At 41.4% G+C, this 19,577-nt stretch carries 12 protein-coding genes; all 12 read left to right on the plus strand.

Annotated elements, in window-relative coordinates:
- Positions 1-40 precede the first annotated feature (40 nt).
- The 12 genes from KZC02_RS20620 to KZC02_RS20675 all read left to right on the plus strand — a co-directional run bounded on the left by KZC02_RS20620 (position 41) and on the right by KZC02_RS20675 (position 19,566).
- Complete coding sequence (locus tag KZC02_RS20620) at positions 41-1,093, plus strand: YheT family hydrolase (RefSeq protein WP_221390423.1); 1,053 nt, start codon at positions 41-43, stop codon at positions 1,091-1,093.
- An 87-nt stretch (positions 1,094-1,180) separates the two neighbouring features.
- A complete protein-coding gene (gene serA, locus KZC02_RS20625) occupies positions 1,181-3,085 on the plus strand; it encodes a phosphoglycerate dehydrogenase (protein ID WP_221390424.1) in 1,905 nt (634 codons plus the stop codon).
- A 92-nt stretch (positions 3,086-3,177) separates the two neighbouring features.
- Positions 3,178-4,248 carry an aminotransferase class V-fold PLP-dependent enzyme gene (locus KZC02_RS20630; protein ID WP_221390425.1) on the plus strand — a complete coding sequence of 357 codons (1,071 nt, stop codon included), beginning with the start codon at positions 3,178-3,180 and terminating at the stop codon, positions 4,246-4,248.
- A gap of 228 nt (positions 4,249-4,476) precedes the next feature.
- Positions 4,477-5,106 carry an RNA polymerase sigma factor gene (locus KZC02_RS20635; RefSeq protein WP_229253697.1) on the plus strand — a complete coding sequence of 210 codons (630 nt, stop codon included), beginning with the start codon at positions 4,477-4,479 and terminating at the stop codon, positions 5,104-5,106.
- A gap of 80 nt (positions 5,107-5,186) precedes the next feature.
- Positions 5,187-6,305: a FecR family protein gene (locus KZC02_RS20640; protein ID WP_221390426.1), complete on the plus strand. Its 1,119-nt coding sequence runs from the start codon at positions 5,187-5,189 to the stop codon at positions 6,303-6,305.
- Positions 6,306-6,545: 240 nt separating this feature from the next.
- The gene (locus KZC02_RS20645; protein WP_229253698.1) at positions 6,546-10,055 is read left to right on the plus strand and encodes a TonB-dependent receptor; all 3,510 of its coding nucleotides are present in this window, start codon (positions 6,546-6,548) and stop codon (positions 10,053-10,055) included.
- 19 nt (positions 10,056-10,074) lie between these two features.
- Positions 10,075-12,000, plus strand: coding sequence for a RagB/SusD family nutrient uptake outer membrane protein (locus KZC02_RS20650; protein ID WP_221390427.1), 1,926 nt, complete (start codon positions 10,075-10,077; stop codon positions 11,998-12,000).
- Between the two features lie 27 nt (positions 12,001-12,027).
- Positions 12,028-12,729, plus strand: a complete 702-nt coding sequence (locus KZC02_RS20655) for a DUF3823 domain-containing protein (RefSeq protein WP_221390428.1) — start codon at positions 12,028-12,030, stop codon at positions 12,727-12,729.
- Between the two features lie 202 nt (positions 12,730-12,931).
- A complete protein-coding gene (locus tag KZC02_RS20660) occupies positions 12,932-16,474 on the plus strand; it encodes a PVC-type heme-binding CxxCH protein (RefSeq protein WP_221390429.1) in 3,543 nt (1,180 codons plus the stop codon).
- 74 nt (positions 16,475-16,548) lie between these two features.
- A complete protein-coding gene (locus KZC02_RS20665; RefSeq protein WP_221390430.1) occupies positions 16,549-17,289 on the plus strand; it encodes a ThuA domain-containing protein in 741 nt (246 codons plus the stop codon).
- Between the two features lie 158 nt (positions 17,290-17,447).
- Positions 17,448-18,566, plus strand: a complete 1,119-nt coding sequence (locus tag KZC02_RS20670; RefSeq protein ID WP_221390431.1) for a Gfo/Idh/MocA family protein — start codon at positions 17,448-17,450, stop codon at positions 18,564-18,566.
- 151 nt (positions 18,567-18,717) lie between these two features.
- Entirely contained in the window at positions 18,718-19,566 is an 849-nt protein-coding gene (locus KZC02_RS20675) for a sugar phosphate isomerase/epimerase (protein WP_221390432.1), read from the plus strand.
- The last annotated feature ends 11 nt before the right edge of the window (positions 19,567-19,577 follow it).

Raw genomic sequence — 19,577 nt, forward strand, 5'->3', positions numbered from 1 at the left:
TAAATGTCTATTTTTACGAAGACTTTTGTAATCATTTTATATGCCAATTCTAAAAAACTCCGGCTTTATATCACCATTCTGGCTTCCAAATGGCCATTTACAAAGTATATATCCGGCGCTTTTCAGAAAAATTTCCGGTATAAAGTACAAACGTGAACGTATTATTACAGCTGACCACGATTTCCTTGACCTGGACTGGTCTTATGCCCGGCAACAATCTGATAGATCTAAAAAGCTGGTTATCCTGTCGCATGGATTGGAAGGAAACAGTACACGGCAATATATCCTTGGAATGGTACGCTTGCTTAATGCGAATGGATATGACTGCCTTGCCTGGAATTTTCGCAGTTGCAGTGAAGAAATGAATAAAACATTACGGTTCTATCATAGCGGTGCTACTGAGGATCTGGATTTGGTTATAAACCATGCGTTTGTTCACGGTTATGACTGTATCAGACTGATCGGATTTAGCCTGGGTGGAAACCTGACCTTAAAATATCTGGGAGAAAAAGGAATTAATATAAATCCGGCTATTAAAAGGGCTGTTGTATTTAGTGTTCCAATGGACCTTAAGGCATGCAGCCTGGCTATCATCAAATCTGAGAACCGGGTCTACATGCATCGTTTCCTAAAAACACTCAGGCCGAAGGTTGATGCCAAGTCGCGCCTTTTTCCTGATAAAATAAGCTTAAAAGATTATGGTAAAGTCCGTACCCTTTACGATTTTGACCACATTTATACCGCGCCTTTACACGGCTTCAATAGCGCAGATCATTATTACGAAGCATGCAGCTCAATGCATTTTGTACAAAATATTTCTGTTCCTACACTGATCATTAATGCTGTAAATGATCCGATCGTACCATATTCGAGTTTGCCATTGGATATAATTTCCTCTCTTTCCGGCGTTTGGCTGGAACCTAGTACGCATGGCGGACATTGTGGATTTAGGCCGGCAAATCTTACTGACGGTATTTATTGGTCAGAAAAAAAGCATTGGAATTCATCGAAAATGATGATTTGCACGAATATCTTCAATAATAAAATTCATCTGCTGCATATTTTGTTAGCGACAAAGGAAACAGATTCGTAATTTTGTGGCTTAATTCGCTAACCGCGGGTTAAGTCGTATTGATTTATTTACCTTTAAATTGATAATCATTCAGTTATCTGCCGCTTCATGCCCACATTAACACTTAGTAGCCCGTACATTATCATTGATTTTGACAGCACTTTTACAAAAGTAGAAGGTCTGGATGAGTTAGCTGCAATCGCCCTTGCCGGGCATTCTGACCGTGAAAAGATCGTTCAGGAGATTGTTGACCTGACAAATAAGGGAATGAATGGAGAAATGTCTTTTGCAGAAGGACTTCGCCAGCGTATTGATCTGTTAAAAGCAAAACGCTCCCATATTGATGATCTGATCGTTTTGTTAAGGGGTAAAGTTTCAGATTCTTTTAATCGCAATAAACTTTTTCTGACTGAAAACAGGGATAATATTTTTATTATATCCAGTGGTTTTAAGGAATTTATCGTTCCCATTGCAACTGAACTGGGAATTCGTGCAGATCATGTATATGCCAATGAATTCCGTTTTGATGAAGACGATAATATTATTGGAATCGATGAAGAAAATGTATTGTCGATGGATGGTGGCAAAACAAAATTGCTCTCTTCGCTAAACCTGACGGGTGATGTATTCGCCATTGGAGATGGTTATACGGATTATCAGTTGAAAGAATCCGGGCTTGCCAACCGTTTTTATGCTTTTACTGAAAACGTAGAGCGTCCACGCGTTATGGCAGTTGCAGATCATATTGCAACTTCATTTGACGACTTTTTATATGATAATAAAATGACCAGGAGCCAGTCATATCCTAAGAGCCGCATTAAAGTGCTGTTGTTGGAAAATGTGCATCCGGTCGCTTTGCGCGCTTTTGAAGAGCAGGGTTTTAATGTAGAATTTGTGAAAGGCGCCCTGGACGAGGACGAACTTTGCGAAAGAATTAAGGACGTTTCTATTATCGGGATCCGTTCTAAAACGAATATTACCAAACGTGTCCTTGAAAATGCAAACCGTTTGAAAGCAATTGGTGCTTTTTGTATCGGGACCAACCAGATTGACCTTGAAGAAGCGGCTAAAAAAGGTATCGCCGTTTTTAATGCACCATATAGCAATACGCGTTCTGTAGTAGAGCTTGCCGTTGGTGAAATGATTTTGCTGATCCGGAATATTGTTACGAAAAGTAACCAGATGCACGCAGGGATCTGGGATAAATCGGCTAACGGAAGCTTTGAAATACGCGGTAAAAAACTCGGTATGGTGGGCTACGGAAGTATTGGTACACAACTTTCGGTAGTAGCAGAAGCTTTGGGAATGGAAGTCTATTTTTATGATGAAGTGGAAAAGCTGTCATTGGGAAATGCACGGAAAGTAACTTCTCTCGATGAACTGCTCGGAATTTCGGATGTGATCAGCATGCACGTTGACGGAAGAAAAGAGAATAAAAACCTGATAGGAAAGCGCGAGTTTGATCTGATGAAAAACGGTGTTATTTTCATGAACCTTTCCCGTGGACATGTAGTCGATATTGCGGCCCTGGCTGATGCTGTAAAAAGTGGTAAAGTTGCAGGAGCAGGCGTGGATGTATTTCCTAAGGAGCCTAAAACCAACGACGAAGTTTTTGAAAACGAACTGCTTGGACTTCCGAATGTGATATTAACCCCGCATATTGGAGGAAGTACAGAAGAGGCTCAGGAAAATATCGGGCATTTCGTGCCGGCCAAATTGCTTGAGTTTATGAATAACGGTAGTTCCTACGGAAGCGTTAATTTTCCGGAAGTACAATTGCCAAAATTGAAAGACTCACATCGTCTGTTGCATATACATGCGAACGTACCGGGTGTACTGGCAAAACTGAATGCTATTTTTGCAAAAAATAACATTAATATAACAGGCCAGTATCTTAAAACAAATGAGAATATCGGTTACGTTATTGTGGATATCGCAAAGGGTTATACCGAAGAATTTATTCAGGAAGTGAAAGAAGTAGAAGGTACAATCCGTTTCAGAATGTTGTATTAATTCTCGGAATTTCAACAGCTCCGGGCAAAATCCGGAGCTGTTGAAATCACATTTATAAACAAACTACTCAAACTCCTGTTATTACAATCAAAATGCAAACTTTTTTTACTCCGGGTCCGGCGCAGCTTTACCCTACTTTCGAAAAGCATTTACAGAATTTCGTCAGCGGGCAGCTTGGGTCTATTTCACATCGCAGTCAGCAGTATCGTGATCTTCATCGCTTTACGGTCGAACAGGTGCGTATACTTTTAAATGTTCCTGAAACGCACGCTATTCTTTTTCTGGGATCGGCATCGGAAATATGGGAGCGAATCCTGTTCAGCTGCGTGGAGCTTGAAAGTTTTCATTTGGTGAACGGCTCGTTTTCTGAGAAATTTTACGATTACGCACATGGCCTGAACAAATACGCCCATAAGCTGGAAAAGCCAATGGGTGAGGGTTTTACCGCCGCCGAAGTAACCGTTCCGGAATATGCAGAACTGATATGTACTACGCACAATGAAACCAGTTCGGGTGTGCAAATGAATGTGGCAGAAATCCATAAGCTGAAACAGAAAAATCCGGATAAGCTGATTGCAGTTGATATCGTTTCATCGGCACCCTATCCTGACCTGGATTTTAAGCTTATTGATACGGCATTCTTTTCCATTCAAAAAGCTTTTGGATTACCGGCAGGTTTGGGTGTATGGATTGTGAATGAAAAATGCCTTAAAAAAGCAGAATCGATCCGTCAGCAATATTCAATCGGAGCACATAACAATTTGCCGACACTTTGGAAAAACAGCTTAAATAATGAAACGCCTGCAACACCAAATGTGATGGCGATTTATTTGCTGGGTAAAATAGCCGAAGATTTTAATCAGATTGGTGTAAAAACATTACGGAAAGAAACAGAACAAAAAGCACAATTGCTTTATAAATTTATTGAAAAACATAAAGGATTTTCGCCGTTTGTAAAGGAAAAGGCACATCGTTCGCAAACGGTAATAGTTGCTAATACAGAATTGCCCTCAGCTGATGTTATAAAAGCTGTGAAGGAGAAGGGAATGGTCATTGGTACCGGTTATGGTCAGTTTAAATCATCGCAATTACGCATTGCAAATTTTCCGGCTACTTCTGTGGAGCAGGTCCAGGAATTGATCAAAGTACTGGAAACGGTATAAAATGGCATAAAATTTAAAACAACAAAAGTGGTGATCTGTGGCACGGCTGATCCATCAGGTTTTTCACGAAGCCCGATGGATCAGCCGTGCCATGTGTTTATCCCCAACTTCACAGATCAAAATTATATAGCATAGATTTTTGATTTTGACAATTATTATCCATTCTGAAATAGCATTTTAAGGATAAATATTTAGCTTTATGCTTCACTAACAAAAACGCAAATAGTGGTGATCACTCTTGATGCTTTTAAGACTGATAAAACGGATCAGGAACTGTGGACAGGGATCAGGCAAGGGGACGAGCTCTGTTTTACTATCATTTTTGACCGTTATCATGGGACTCTATATAATTATGGCTGTAAATTATCCGCCAACTCTGCCATTGTTGAAGATGCGGTCCAGGATGTATTTATTGATATCTGGAGACTGAGAAATAATCTCACTGATAATATTATTTCCATCAAATTCTATTTGTACCGTGCTTTACGGCGCCGGATAAATGTCAGTCATGATAAGTTTCCGGTTACCGAAGAAATTACTATGTTACAGGATCAGGAAATGCCTGCTACAATTTCTAATTCGGAAACGATGCTGATTGAGGGAGAATCTACTTCCATTATGGCGAAACGGATACAGGAATTAATTTGCCGGCTTCCCGAACGGCAGGTTGAAGCATTAACTTTAAGATATTTCGACGATTTCAGCATCGGAGAAATTGCCCGGATTATGGGAGTTAATGAAAAATCGGTCCGTAATTTTATATACAAAGCACTTACTTCTCTTCGCAGTTATAGCGAATTTTTGATCCCACCAGTACTGGTTTTCTTCGTTTTAGATTTTTATAGAATTTTTTTATAAAAAAATTTCATTTTAAAGAGGTCATTTTTAGAATTCTTCGCTCTTTCTATTTGAAAGACTAACTAATTGTTTTCCGAAGAATGAAACATGATCCTTATTCGCTCACAGAACTGATCAGAAATGATGATTTCATTGCCTGGGTAAGATTTCCGGATGCAGGTAATGAAACCCGCTGGCAGCAATTTTTAGCAGACTATCCTGAAAAAAATAATCTGGTAGCAACTGCGAGAGGTTATGTGAAGCTTCTGGCAGAAGATACAGGAAAAAATAAACCGACAATTGAACAAACCAATAAAATGTGGAGTGTGGTGGAAAGCCATCTCCATATTGAAAATGTCGCTGAGGTAATTCCTGACAAAGTAATTGTTAATTGGAAATGGGTTCGCTTTGCGGCGTCAGTTGCCTTAGTATTGGGCATCGCATCTATGAGCTATCTGTACTTTACCAAACAACCCGGAAAAAGCAAAGAATTATCTAGTATAGAATCTCAAAATAATTCTGACTGGATAGAAAAAGTAAATAATACTGACAAACCCATGACCGTCCTATTGGCCGACGGGAGTTCGGTAGTATTACATCAGGGTGGACAATTAAGTTATTTAAGGAAGGCAGATACGAAAAGACGTGAAGTAACTTTAAAAGGAAAAGCATTTTTTGAAATTGTTAAAAATCCGGAAAAACCATTTCTGGTTTATACGGATGGCATTGTTACAAAAGTTTTGGGAACCAGCTTTTCAGTTGATGCGCCTGAAAATGGTGAAGAAGTGAATGTAGAAGTTAAAACAGGAAAGGTGTCTGTTTTTTCTCTTGGCAAAAATACTTCTGAAAATGTTGATATAAATAAACCTGAATTAAAAGGAATAATCTTAAATCAGGATCAAAAAATTGCAGTGTCCAGACAAAGCGGGAAGCCAGTTAAAACTATGGAAACCAGTATTGTTGCACCGGACGCACAGGATATTTCCCAACTCTTATTTGTATTTGACGAGACGCCGGCATCGGAAGTTTTCAGGGTGTTGGAAAATGCGTATAATATCAAAATCATATACGACGAGCCACTCTTAAAAAATTGCCCGCTTAACGCTACGCTGATCGGACAGCCATTTATTGAAAAACTTACTGTGATCTGTGCCGCCCTGGATGCTGACTTTATAGTTAAAAATAATGAGGTAACTATTACCGGCCGGGGCTGTAAATAAATTTTTTATCAAAGATAATACAAGCCTGAAAATGATATTCTTAACTTAAACAAACTACTAATTTATGGTAAAAGCATACTTAAGCTAATAAAAAAGATCAGCCATGTTGCAGCATGACTGACCTCAAAGATTTCCCTGAATGCCCTCGTAAGATGACATTGTGCATATCCGTTTTTCAATGGATGAATGGGAAAGATTTCGTTGAAAAATATCTAGTTAACCAACAAATCATTCAAAAATATGAAAAAAGTTCGACGAATTGATGACTTACTATTTACACTCATGCGTATAACAGTCATTCAATGTTTTGTGGCTTGTCTGTTTGCAGGCATGTCACTGGCACATGATGGAAGAGCCCAGTCAGCATTGAATCAGAAAGTTACCCTGAATGTAGAAAATCAGGATGTCAAGAAGATACTCAAGCAACTGGAAAAGCAGACCAACGTAAGATTTGTTTTCAGTTCCAAACTGATACAATCCGATAGAAAAGCAACTGTAAAAGCCCAGAACAGCCAGCTTTCAAGCGTACTGGATGAATTGCTTAAGCCATTGCAACTTCAGTATTCTGCCACTGATGACCTTATTGTAATTAAGCCAAATCATCCGTCGCCTGATCCGAAACCAGCTTCGGGTGCGATAGATGGCCAGCCAGATGAAACTGTTATACAAACGATCGACAGATCCATTACAGGAACAGTAAAGGAAGAATCTGGTGCAGCGTTGGCCGGTGTAAGTATTGTTGTAAAAGGAACCCAGATTGGTGCATCTTCTGATACTGACGGTAAGTATACCGTGACCGCACCAAACGGAGAAGTTACATTGGTTTTTTCTTTTGTTGGATTTCTGTCCCGGGAAGTTGTTGTATCCAACAGCCAAAGCGTTGTGGATGTGGCGCTTAAAGTAGATGACAAAGCTCTTGAAGAAGTAGTAGTGGTTGGGTATGGTACACAGAAAAAAGAATCGTTAACAGGTGCCATAGCCACAGTAACCAGCAAAGACCTGGACCGGGTTCATGGTGGATCTACTGTGAGTTCGGGTCTGGCAGGAAAAATTCCGGGTGTAACATTCCGGATGCCGGATGGACGGCCGGGAGCCAGTGCAACTGTTCAGATACGAAATATGGGAAATCCTTTATTTGTCATTGATGGTATTCAGCAGGATGTAGGCCAGTTTAATAATCTTTCACCTAATGATGTAGAAAGTATTACCGTTCTGAAAGATGCTTCTGCTGCAATTTATGGTGTACGGGCTGCAAATGGTGTGGTAGTTGTGACGACAAAAAGAGGGAAAAATGGTACGAAAAATACTGTAAATCTGGATGCTTATACAGGATGGCAAAACTGGTCGCGGTTTCCGAACGTCGTTAATGATTCATACCAATGGATGGCTGGCAGGGCAGAAGCGGAGATGAATCAATACGGACAAACTTCCATTACGCAAGCAGAACTCGATAAGTACAGAGCCGGGACAGAACCAGGCTACCAGACGTTTAACTGGAAAGATTTTATTGTGAAGAAGAATTCGCCCTTATCTTCTATTAATCTGAATATCAATGGAGGTTCGGATAAAATCAGTTACTATATTTCTGCAACAAGGCTGAAACAGAATTCCGTACTGGGCCGCGAATTTACTTTTGCAAGAAATAATATCCAGAGTAATGTAGATGCCAACATTACCGACAACCTGAAAATTGGCGTACAGATCAATGGCCGGATTGAAACCAGAGATCAGCCAGGTATTCCTGGTGGTGATGATTACTGGCTGCCCCGATTTGCGATTTTACGTAATCGCCCTTTTGAACGACCGTATGCGAATGACAATCCGCTGTACCTGAATGACATCAAACACAACGAAACTAACTGGGCTTACAATAATAAGAAACTGGGAGGTTATCAGACCGATATCTGGCGTGTTTTGCAAACAAACATGACAGGTGAATACAAAATTCCGGGTGTGAAAGGTTTGGCAGTCAGAGGTATGTATTCTTATTATATTGGTGATCAGGTTTTGAATGGCCATGAATATACCTATCAGGCATATACTTACAACGCCACAGATGATACTTACAAAGTAACAGGAGGAAGTACAAATCCATGGCGTGAAAGGCGTACCCGCAAAACAATGCGGAATGTATATCAGGGACAAATAAACTATAACAATACATTTGGCAAAAATACCATCGGTGCCACGTTTGTAGCTGAGCGCCAGGAGGAAAGAGACCAGGAACAATGGGCACATTCGGTACCTTCTACCAATGTTTTACCACTAATGTATTTTGCTACAATGGACACCTATAACGACCGGGATGATCAGTGGGCACGTATAGGGTATATCGGTAGGGTTAACTATGATTATGCCAATCGGTATTATATTGAAGTATCGGGTCGAAGGGATGCTTCCTGGAAGTTTGCACCTGACAGGCGTGTAGGTTATTTCCCTTCGGCATCTGTTGGATGGAGAATAACAGAAGAGTCATTTATTAAAGATTTATTAGGCTCGCACAGCATTCTGGATGACCTTAAAATACGGGGATCATACGGGATTTTGGGAGACGATAATATTTTGTTTAACAATGATCCTAATAGTCCGTTAAGTCCCTATGCGTATCTGCCCGGGTACAATTACAATCAGGGAAACGTAATTTTAAGTGGGAATGCGGTAGTGACCACGCGTGATAAAGGCCAGCCTATCAATAATATATCCTGGTTCAAAAGTAAGATTACTGACGTTGGAGCAGATTTTACATTACTTGGAACAAAAATTACCGGTTCGGTTGATTATTTCTACCGCCTCCGGACAGGATTGCTTGGTCGGAAATATGACATATTGGTACCAAGTGAACTGGGTTATAGTTTACCTGATGAAAATGTGAACAGTGACTCGCAAAGAGGCTGGGAAGGCGCACTGACCTATAACGGAAAATCGGGTAATGTCAGTTATTCGGTTGGTGGTAATGTTTCCTTCTCAAGAAGCAAATTTGTGTCATCCTACAAACCAATCTTTAACAATTCCTGGGATCGGTTCCGTAATTCATCGGAAAGCCGTTACAGTAATATTTTCTGGGGGTATGAGTGTGTCGGGCAGTTTCAGTCTCAGCAGCAGATTAACGAATATACGGTTAATATCGACGGACAGGGAAACAGGACTTTACTTCCGGGAGACTTGATTTATAAAGATATTAACGGAGATAATATCATCAATGATCTGGATCAAAGGCCAATCGGATACACAACAAGCGGGCAGCCAAGTATCAATTTTGGGTTAAATCTGTCGGCAAGCTGGAAAGGGATTACATTCAATGCTGATTTTTCCGGAGGTGCTATGTATTCCTGGAACCAGAACTGGGAGCAAAGATGGGCATACCAGAATGATGGTGCTTTGAATAGTATCTTTCTGGACAGATGGCACCGCGCAGATCCTTTCGATCTGAACAGTGAATGGATTCCGGGAAAATACCCTGCCTTGCGGTACAACGACGGCGGACATAGCAACTACAACAAAAACTCTACCTTCTGGCTGCATAATGTGAAGTACATCCGCGCCAGAACGATTGAGCTGGGATATTCTTTACCAAAATCTATACTGGAAAAAATAAAAATGCAGCGTGCAAGAGTGTATATCAACGGTTATAATCTATTCTCCATTGACAATCTGAAAAAGTTTGGTATCGATCCTGAAATTGCTGATGATAATGGTTTGCAATATCCTCAGAACAAGTTTGTTAACGTAGGGATTAACCTGTCAATCTAATCGTATTAAAAATATCAAGATGAAAAAAATATTTTATATATCAATGATTGTAATGCTCACGCTGAGCTGGTCCTGTAATGATGATGATTTTCTGGATCGGCCGTCGACGAGTATTCTCACCGAGGAACAGGTATGGGCTGATGAAGGCCAGGTATTATCGGTACTGGGAAATTTATACAACCGGTATGTGGAGATTGCCAATTTCAAAGATTTCCCACGAACCGGCGGTTTGTCGACACTGCCGGGATGGACGAGAATGGCTGATTTCAATGAGGCTTTCTGGTCTGAATCCGGACGGTACAACGAATTTCAAAATAGTGGCTGGGATTATAATACGTGGTCAATCTGGGATTATGGTTATATCAGGGAAATGAACATGTTTATCCAGAAATGTACAGCAGCGGAAAAATTATCTCCCGAAATTAAAAGCAGGTTTTTGGCAGAAGCCAGATTTTTAAGAGCATCATATTATTTCGAACTCGTGAAACGAATGGGTGGTGTCCCGCTCATCCTGGAACCTATGACGTACGATTTCAGTGGTGATCCCTCATACCTACAATATCCAAGAGCAAAAGAGTCCGAGATATACGATTTTGTAATTAAGGAAGCTGAGGAAATCAAATCAACTTTGCCGGTAAATGCAGGTGAGAAATCAAGGGCAACCCAGGGAGCAGCTTTGGCAATGCAGGCGCGGGCCGCTTTACATGCTGCTTCCATTGCAAAATACGGAGTAAATACACCTCAGGTTTCTTTACCGGGAGGAGAGATAGGTATTCCTGCTGCAATGGCAACAGGTTATTATACCAAAGCATTGAGTGCAGCAAAGGCAATCATCAGCGGAAGTGCAGGTGCTTATGCTTTGTATAATAAAAAACCCGATTTATCTGAAAATTTCGCGAGTATTTTTTATGACAAGGCCAATAATTCAGAAGTCATTTTTGCGGAAGATTATAAATTAAAAAGCGGTAAGGTCCATTATTTTACAGGTTGGAACCAGCCTCGTTATGGTGCCGAAGAGGAAGAAGGTGGCCGTATTAATCCTTCCCTGAATCTGGTAGAGTCATTTGAAAAACTGGATAATACTTTTGCACCTATTCCAACTACCAATGCAGCCGGTGCTACTTTATATTATACCAATCAGGCAGATATTTTTGCGGGACGTGATGCACGTTTGGGTGGAACTGTCATGCTGCCGGGTACTACTTTTAAAGGAAGGGCTGTGGATATATGGGCGGGCTTTCAGCTGGCAAACGGATCCATCATCAGCGGTGATGACCGTGGTGCACAAAAGACTTTACCGGGCAAAACAGTGCCGGAACAGGTTGTGGGTTTTGATGGCCCGATCGACGGCTTTGAATTTACGGCACAAACAGGTTTTTATCTGCGTAAATATTTGGATCCTGTATTAGGTTCTGGCCAGCGTGGTGTAAATAGCGAGGTTTGGCTGGTGCGGTATCGTTATGCAGAAGTTTTGTTAAATGCTGCCGAAGCTTCGTTTGAACTTGGAAATTCTACGGATGCAGCCATGTATATGAACCAGGTAAGGGCACGTGCAGGACTGGTCATTCCATTGAAGCCATCAGAAATTACTTTCGACCGGATAGCGCATGAACGCCGGGTGGAACTGGCTTTTGAAGGGCATTATCATTACGATATAAAACGCTGGCGGATTGCGCATCTGATCATGGACGGCAATGCAATTACTCCTGCCGACCTTACTGCAAATCTTGGAAAAGCTACCAAAAGAAATACACAGCCCTGGGCTTTGTGGCCCTACAAATTGTATGACCCGGCATCAGCTAATAATGGCAAGTGGCTTTATAAGGTAGTTAAATTAAGCCGCGTTACCGGTGCTGACCGCTTTCAGCTGGGAAATTATTATTCTTCGATCAGTGATGAAGTTGTTAATAATAACCCGAAAATCGTTAGAAATCCTAATCAATAGATGATCACATTTAAACGAAAAGATATTATGAAAATCAGGTTTCATTTTATGCATTTTCTGGCACTGGCTGTCCTTTTTGTTTCTTGTGAAAAGGATAACTTCACGGCGCCGAAATCAATATTATCCGGCAGGATTGTTTATAAAGGAGAGCCTGTCGGTGTGGAATACAATCAGGTCAGATTACAATTATGGCAGCCTGGGTTTGGTAAGCTTGCAGCTATTGACGCGCCTGTATCCCAGGATGGTTCCTATTCGGCTGTGCTTTTTGACGGTAATTATAAAATAGCATTTCCGAAAGGAGAAGGGCCTTTTAAAACCGTTGAAAAAGATGCAGTGGCTAAGGATACAATATTTGTAAACTTTTCAGGCGGCCAGACATTGGACGTGGAGGTAATGCCATATTACATGATCCGGAACGCTCAGTTAAGTGGAGCGGAAAACAAGATTTCGGCTGTATTAAAACTGGAAAAGATCATTGCCGATACTACAGGAAAGGATATCGAAAGAGTTTCGCTTTATGTCAATAAAACAGAGTTTGTTTCAAGGGCAACCAATATTGCGGTGTTCGATATCGCAGGGACTGATCTGAAGGATCTGAATAATGTCAGTTTAACAGCCACAGTTCCGGCTCTTGTTCCGGCTCAAAACTATGTTTTTGCGCGTGTAGGTATAAAAATAAAGGACGTGGAGGACATGGTATTTTCTCCTGTTCAAATGGTGCAGCTATAGATATTTGAATCTTTATTTGTGCATAAGGGTGCTATCTGCTACACTTATGCACAAATAAATTTACACCTGTCCTGGCACAAAGAGTAAGTAATCTTTGAAGTCACCGGACTTTAATAATAAGTAAATGCAATAATATTAAGTTTTGCGGTCTAAAAACAGCAGAATATTTCATGCCAAAATATTGATTTAAATGAATGGATTAATGAGGAAATACATTGTCGTTTTGTTCATCGGCTTACTTGCAATTGGTTGTGCACACAACAAAATGAATTCAACCGGCAGTAAAACCGGTGGTGCAAAAGTGGAAGGACGAAGGGCAGAAGTTCTGTTTTTAGGCCATAACAGCAAGCACCACGATTCAGGAAAATATGCTCCCTGGCTCGGCATTAAGCTTTTTCACAGCGGTATTAACATGACTTATACCGTTGACCTGAACGATCTGAATACTGAGAACCTGGATAAATATGATGGCCTGATCATTTATGCAAATCACGATTCACTGTCTGCTTCACAGGAAAGTGCTATGAAAGCATTTGTGGAAGGCGGTAAAGGGCTGATCCCGCTGCACTCGGCTTCGGGCTGTTTCCGCAATTCCGAATGGTATATTAAAACCATCGGCGGGCAGTTTGCTTCCCATAAAGTTGATACTTTCAAAAATATTATCCTGAAAGCCGATCATCCGGTGATGAAAGGAATTACAGATTTTGAAACATTTGATGAAACTTACGTACATAAAAATCTGAATCCTGATAAAATTATTTTGGGAGAACGAGTGGAAGGCGATCATCACGAACCTTATACCTGGGTTCGAAATGAAGGAAAAGGGCGGGTTTTTTACACGGCTTATGGTCACGATGATAGTACCTGGACTAATAAAGGTTTTCTTGACTTGGTTAGAAACGGTGTTGTATGGGCAATGGGAGACAAGGTTCAGAATCAGATTGCTGCACTGAATATTCCTGATCCGGATATTTACAATTCTGATACGATTTCACATTATACCAAACGGCACGTGGTGGCCAAAATGCAGGAATCTTTATCACCATTGGAATCCAACAAGCTGACCCAGATCCCGGCCGATTTTGAAATAAAGCTTTTTGCGGCAGAACCCGATATTACCAATCCGATTGCAATGGCCTGGGACGAACGAGGGCGTTTGTGGGTGGTAGAATCAGTGGATTATCCCAATACGTTTAAAGAAACTGACGGAGCAGCCAATGACCGGATCAAAATATGTGAAGATACGGATGGAGACGGGAAGGCGGATAAGTTTACAACTTTTGCTGACAAACTGAATATTCCAACCAGTATGGTATTTTCCAATGGCGGGATTATAGTTTCCATGGCACCCGATTTTGTGTTTATGAAAGATACAAATGGTGACGACGTGGCTGATGTCAGAGAAGTGATCATCACTGGCTGGGGTAAAAATGATACGCACGCAGGGCCATCCAATTTGCTTTACGGATTTGATAACAAAATCTGGGGCGTGAATGGTTATTCGGGATTTAAAGGCTCTATTAATGGCAAACCGTTTAATTTTTCACAAGGCGTTTATAATTTCAAACCTGACGGAAAAGAATTTGCTTATCTGGGAAGCAGCAGTAATAATACCTGGGGATTGGGCGTAACGGAAGATAACAATGTTTTTCTTTCAACTGCCAATAACACGCATAGCGCATATTATTCCATGCCTGCCAAATTTCTTCAGCGTTCGGTAGAAGGAGAAGAAAATGCGATACAATCTGTTCAGAAAATAGATGGCCACTATGATGCACACTCCATGACGCCCAATTTGCGGCAGGTGGATGTGGTAGGAGGGTTTACTTCCGCAGCCGGACATCATTTTTATACCGCAAGAAATTTTCCAAAGGAGTACTGGAACCGCATTGCTTTTGTATCAGAGCCTACTATTCGTTTGGTACATAAGTCAATCATTGAACCGGATGGAGCAGGTTTTAAGGAAAAAGATGGCTGGAATTTCATGGCAAGCTCTGATGAATGGTTTGGGCCGGTTCAGGCAGAAGTAGGGCCAGATGGTGCAGTGTGGGTTTCGGATTGGTACAATTTCATTATCCAGCACAATGTATTCGTTCCAGCTCAATCACCTGCCGAATTTATCATACCATTCAAAGAACAGCCTCATGGACCCGGGAATGCGTTTAGTAGTCCGATGCGGGATTTAAGCCATGGCCGTATTTATAGGGTTGTGTATAAAAATGCAAAAAAGAATACGGCACTTAAACTTTCCAAAGACGATCTGCCGGGATTAATTGCGGCTTTGGAAAATGACAATATGTTCTGGAGAATGACAGCCCAAAGACTACTGGTTGAATCGAAAAAGCTCTCTATAGTTCCTGATTTATACAAGATCATTAACAATCAGAAAGTTGACGAAATCGGATTAAATGGTCCGGCTATTCATGCGTTATGGACATTGCACGGGTTAGGCGTTCTTGACGGTTCCAATGCGGAAGCTTTGCAGGTCGTAAACAAAGCGCTGACTCATCCGGCGGCAGGTGTCAGAAAAGCGGCAGCCGGTGTTTTACCTAAAAATGGTCAAAGTTTTGGTTCGATTCAGCCATTGATGAAAGATCCGAACCTGAACACACGTTTGTCAGCTTTTGTCGCATTGGTAGAATTACCAACATCTGAAAAAATTGGTGAAGCGATATATCAGGCATCGCTCGATGAACAAAATGCAAAAGATGGCTGGTTGTCAAAAGCAATACTGGCTGCTGCGATTACACATGAAAAGGGGTTTTTGGCTGTGTCCGAAAAAGCATCTTTAAAATCTAAATTCAGCGAACAGATTGCTTCGGCGTTACACAAGGAAGTATATCCTTTGGGCAGGAGGAATTCTTTGCAGTTCCCTCCTGATGTAACCGGAAAAGAAATAACAATTAAGGCGAGTGTTACCAAATCGAAGGACAAGCCACTGCGTGGTTTTATTGCCGGACAGGGTGGGAAAGACGGGGGCTATGCCTTGTACATTCAGGACGGAAAGCTGATCATGATGGTGAAACAACATGGTATGGTAAGCCAGGCAACTACAGGCGAGCCGCTTCCGGACAAGTTCGATGTAACAGCAGGTTTATCAAAAACAGGTAAAATCAGTATTGATATTGATGGAAAGAGGGTTGCAGAAGGCAAAGCACATATGCTATTTATGGAGCCGCTTTCTAATACAATCCGTACCGGTGAAGATGTTGAAGGCGAAGATAAACTGGGAAATTATGAGGGTAGATTTGGTTTTGACGGCAATTTTCAAAAAGCTGTCCTGGAACTGAACCGGCCCGATGATAGCAATACAGAAACTCCCGAAGTCAGGAAAGAAAATACGTCTGTATCTTCAAAATCGGCTAATGCAATGATAATTGAGCTTAGAGTAGAAAAAGAAATTATGCAGTATGATAAAAAACTGATTAGTGCAAAAGCAGGGCAGAAAGTAATGATTAACCTGGAAAATCCTGACGGTATGCAGCATAATTTTCTTTTGTTGAAACCTGGTACATTGCAAATAGTCGGCAAAGCAGCCGATGAAATGTTAAGCGATCCCAAAGCGGCTGAGAAACAATATGTGCCCAAAATTCCGGAAGTGCTGTATTCTACCAAACTGGTCAATTCAGGAGAAACGGTTACGCTTGAATTTACTGTGCCAAATACACCTGGTGATTATCCTTACGTTTGCACATTTCCAGGGCACTGGCGTGGGATGAACGGAATATTGCGTGTAACAAAATAGGCATAAACGACCCAAGCTTTTGTAACAGCCTAACTTCTTTATTCTTTAAATACTTAAAAAACTACATCTGAAAAATGCTAAATCCCATTTTAAAAACCTGTCTGGCTTTTTTATTCCTGATCATTTTTGGAGTTACCAGTGCACAAAGTGAGACTGTCAATCCAATAAAGAAAAAGGCGATTCGTGTACTGCTCGTCGGAGGAGGATCATCGCATGATTTTGACCGTTGGTACAAACAGGAAGATGTAGAAACACTTCAGAAAGACGGCCTGGCAAGTGTTGAATACACGAGCGACCCAACCACTATTTTATCCAAACTGTCTGATATTGATGTCCTGTATCTGGCCAATAACCAGCCAATTAAAGATGATGCAACAAGGAAAGCCATTTTTGACTTTGTAGATTCCGGAAAAGGATTGGTTCTTGCACATCCAGCACTGTGGTACAACTGGGCGGACTGGCCTGAATACAATCAGAAACTGGTGGGTGGCGGTTCGAAAGGGCATAACAAATATGGTCCGTTTGATGTAACGATTACAAATACCAAACATCCTGTTACCAAAGGTGTTCCAGCCACTTTCCATCTGGATGATGAGCTTTATTATTTCATTGCCGATGCGGCAGGTACACCTATTGAAGTACTTGCAACGGCCAAAGCAGCAGATTCGGATAAAGTATTTCCAAGCCTGGTTATCGTAAAATATCCAAAAGGCCGTATCGTCGGTATTGCGCCAGGACACGATGCTGCATCGCATACGATAGAACCGTACAAAACCATTTTAAGAAATTCAGTAAAATGGGCCGCCGGCAAATAGGATAAAGAATTCAACCGCCCTGAAAGGGCTAAATACCTCAACCGTGGGTACCGCCCACGGAATCGCCCCAGAAGGGCTAATGGAATCGCCCTGAAAGGGCTAAATACCTCAACCGTGGTACCGCCCACGGATTTAACTAATCAATAAAAACAAATACTATGAGTCAGAAGCAAATTACAGTCGTTATTGTAGGTATGGGTTTTGGGAAAGAATTTATCCCTATTTACCAAAGTCACCCGAATATTAAAGCCGTAGGAATTTGTACGCGCAGTAAAGAAACCCGTGATGAACTGACTGCCAAATTCAATCTGGACAAAAATCTGGTATTCGAACATTTTGAAGACATCCCACAAAGAGAAGATGTAGACGCAATACATGTCGTAACACCAGTTCCGGAACATGCAAAAATGACCCTTGCTTCGCTCAATGCAGGAAAACATACAGCCTGTACAATTCCAATGGCAATGACAGTGGAAGATTGTACGGCCATTGTTGAGGCAAAACGTAAAGCCGGAAAAGTGTACATGATGATGGAAACTGCGCTTTACACACGCGAGTTTTTATATGGTTTGAACCTTGCCAAAAGCGGGCAGCTCGGCAGGATCCAGTTCGTTCGCGGCTCACATATTCAGGATATGAGCATGGAAGGCTGGGGCGAATACTGGAAAGGTTATCCGCCGATGTTAAACGGGACTCATGCCATTTCCCCGCTTTTAAAAATTAACGATACTATTGCAGAAACGGTTGTTTGCCACGGTTCAGGCAGGCTTTCAGAAGATCTGGCAAGCCGTTACGGTTCACCTTTTGCAGTGGAAACGGCCACTTTCACACTAAAAAATACGGATGTTGTTGCAGAAGCAACACGTTCATTATTTGATGTAGTGCGCCAGTATCGTGAAAGTTATGATGTATATGGTACCAAAATGTCATTCGAATGGGAACAGTTACAGGACGAAAGCCATATTATTTTTGACGGTGGTGAAAATGCAAAACGCATAGATGTGCCCGATACGGATGAATTGCTGATCGAGCCTATCAAACATTTTACCAAACGTGAAAAAATTGATGATCCGAACCACGTATCTTTTTTACAGGGAGCAGGCCATGGCGGATCACACCCGCATTTGGTACAGGAGTTTATAGCAGCCATTGTTGAAGGAAGAGATTCGGCAGTTGATGCAGCGTTGGCGGCAAATTATACCTGTGCCGGCATTTGTGCACATGAGTCGGCAATGAATGGTGGGATTAGGGTAAACGTGCCAAGCTTCGCGGAGTAGGTTTTAAATGCAAGTCTCATGCAATTGCCCAACGGGCTCTTATACCTTAGCCACGGGCATCGCCCATGGTTATTAACATGCACGATAAATATCGCCAATGGTTGGGCACCGCCCATGATTACCAACGAATTAAAATCATAAATACCAATTCATGTTATTCGGAGCAAGTACATTTATATGGGTCTCTCCATTTTCGTCTGCAAATGTCGGTTTGCTTACCAAAGTGAAAAGTATGGGCTATGACATTATTGAGATAGCCGTAGAGGATACCAATATTATCGACTGGAAATTAATTAAAGACACAGCAAGTGATCTTGACCTGAAAATTACCATCAGCGGTGCATTTGGAGCTGAAAGAGATATTTCGAGTACCGAACCACATTTCCGTGAACTGGGAAAACAATATATTATTGATTGTATCAAAATTGCAGAAAACGTTGGAAGTCCTATTTTTGGAGGCCCGGTTTATTCAGCAGTAGGTAAAACCCGGTTGGTTTCAGACGAACAGAAAAAACAGGAAAGAGCCTGGTGTGTAGAAACATTAATTGAAATCGCGAAAATTGCAGCAGATTCCGGCATTGTCGTTGGTTTGGAACCCTTGAACCGTTTTGAAACAGACATGGTCAATACGGTTGATCAGGCACTTTCTATTGTACATGAAGTTGCAAGTCCAAATCTGAAAATTGTTTTGGATACCTTCCATTCAAACATTGAAGAAAAGGACATTCCGGCTTCTATCCGCAAAGTTGGTAAAGAACTGCTTTGTCATGTTCAAGGAAATGAAAGTGATCGTGGAACTCCCGGAACCGGACATTTGGAATGGCAGGGAATCAAAGAAGCGCTGGAAGACATAGGATATGATGGTGCAATAGTCATTGAAACTTTTGGACAGCCTTCAAAAGAACTCGCCAAAGCTGCCTGTATCTGGCGTCCATTGGCCAATAGTGCTGATGAGCTTGCCAGTGAAGGCCTGGATTTTTATAAAAAAATGTTTTCCTGAAAAACCGGCGA

Source organism: Dyadobacter sp. NIV53 (assembly GCF_019711195.1).
Classification (GTDB): domain Bacteria; phylum Bacteroidota; class Bacteroidia; order Cytophagales; family Spirosomataceae; genus Dyadobacter.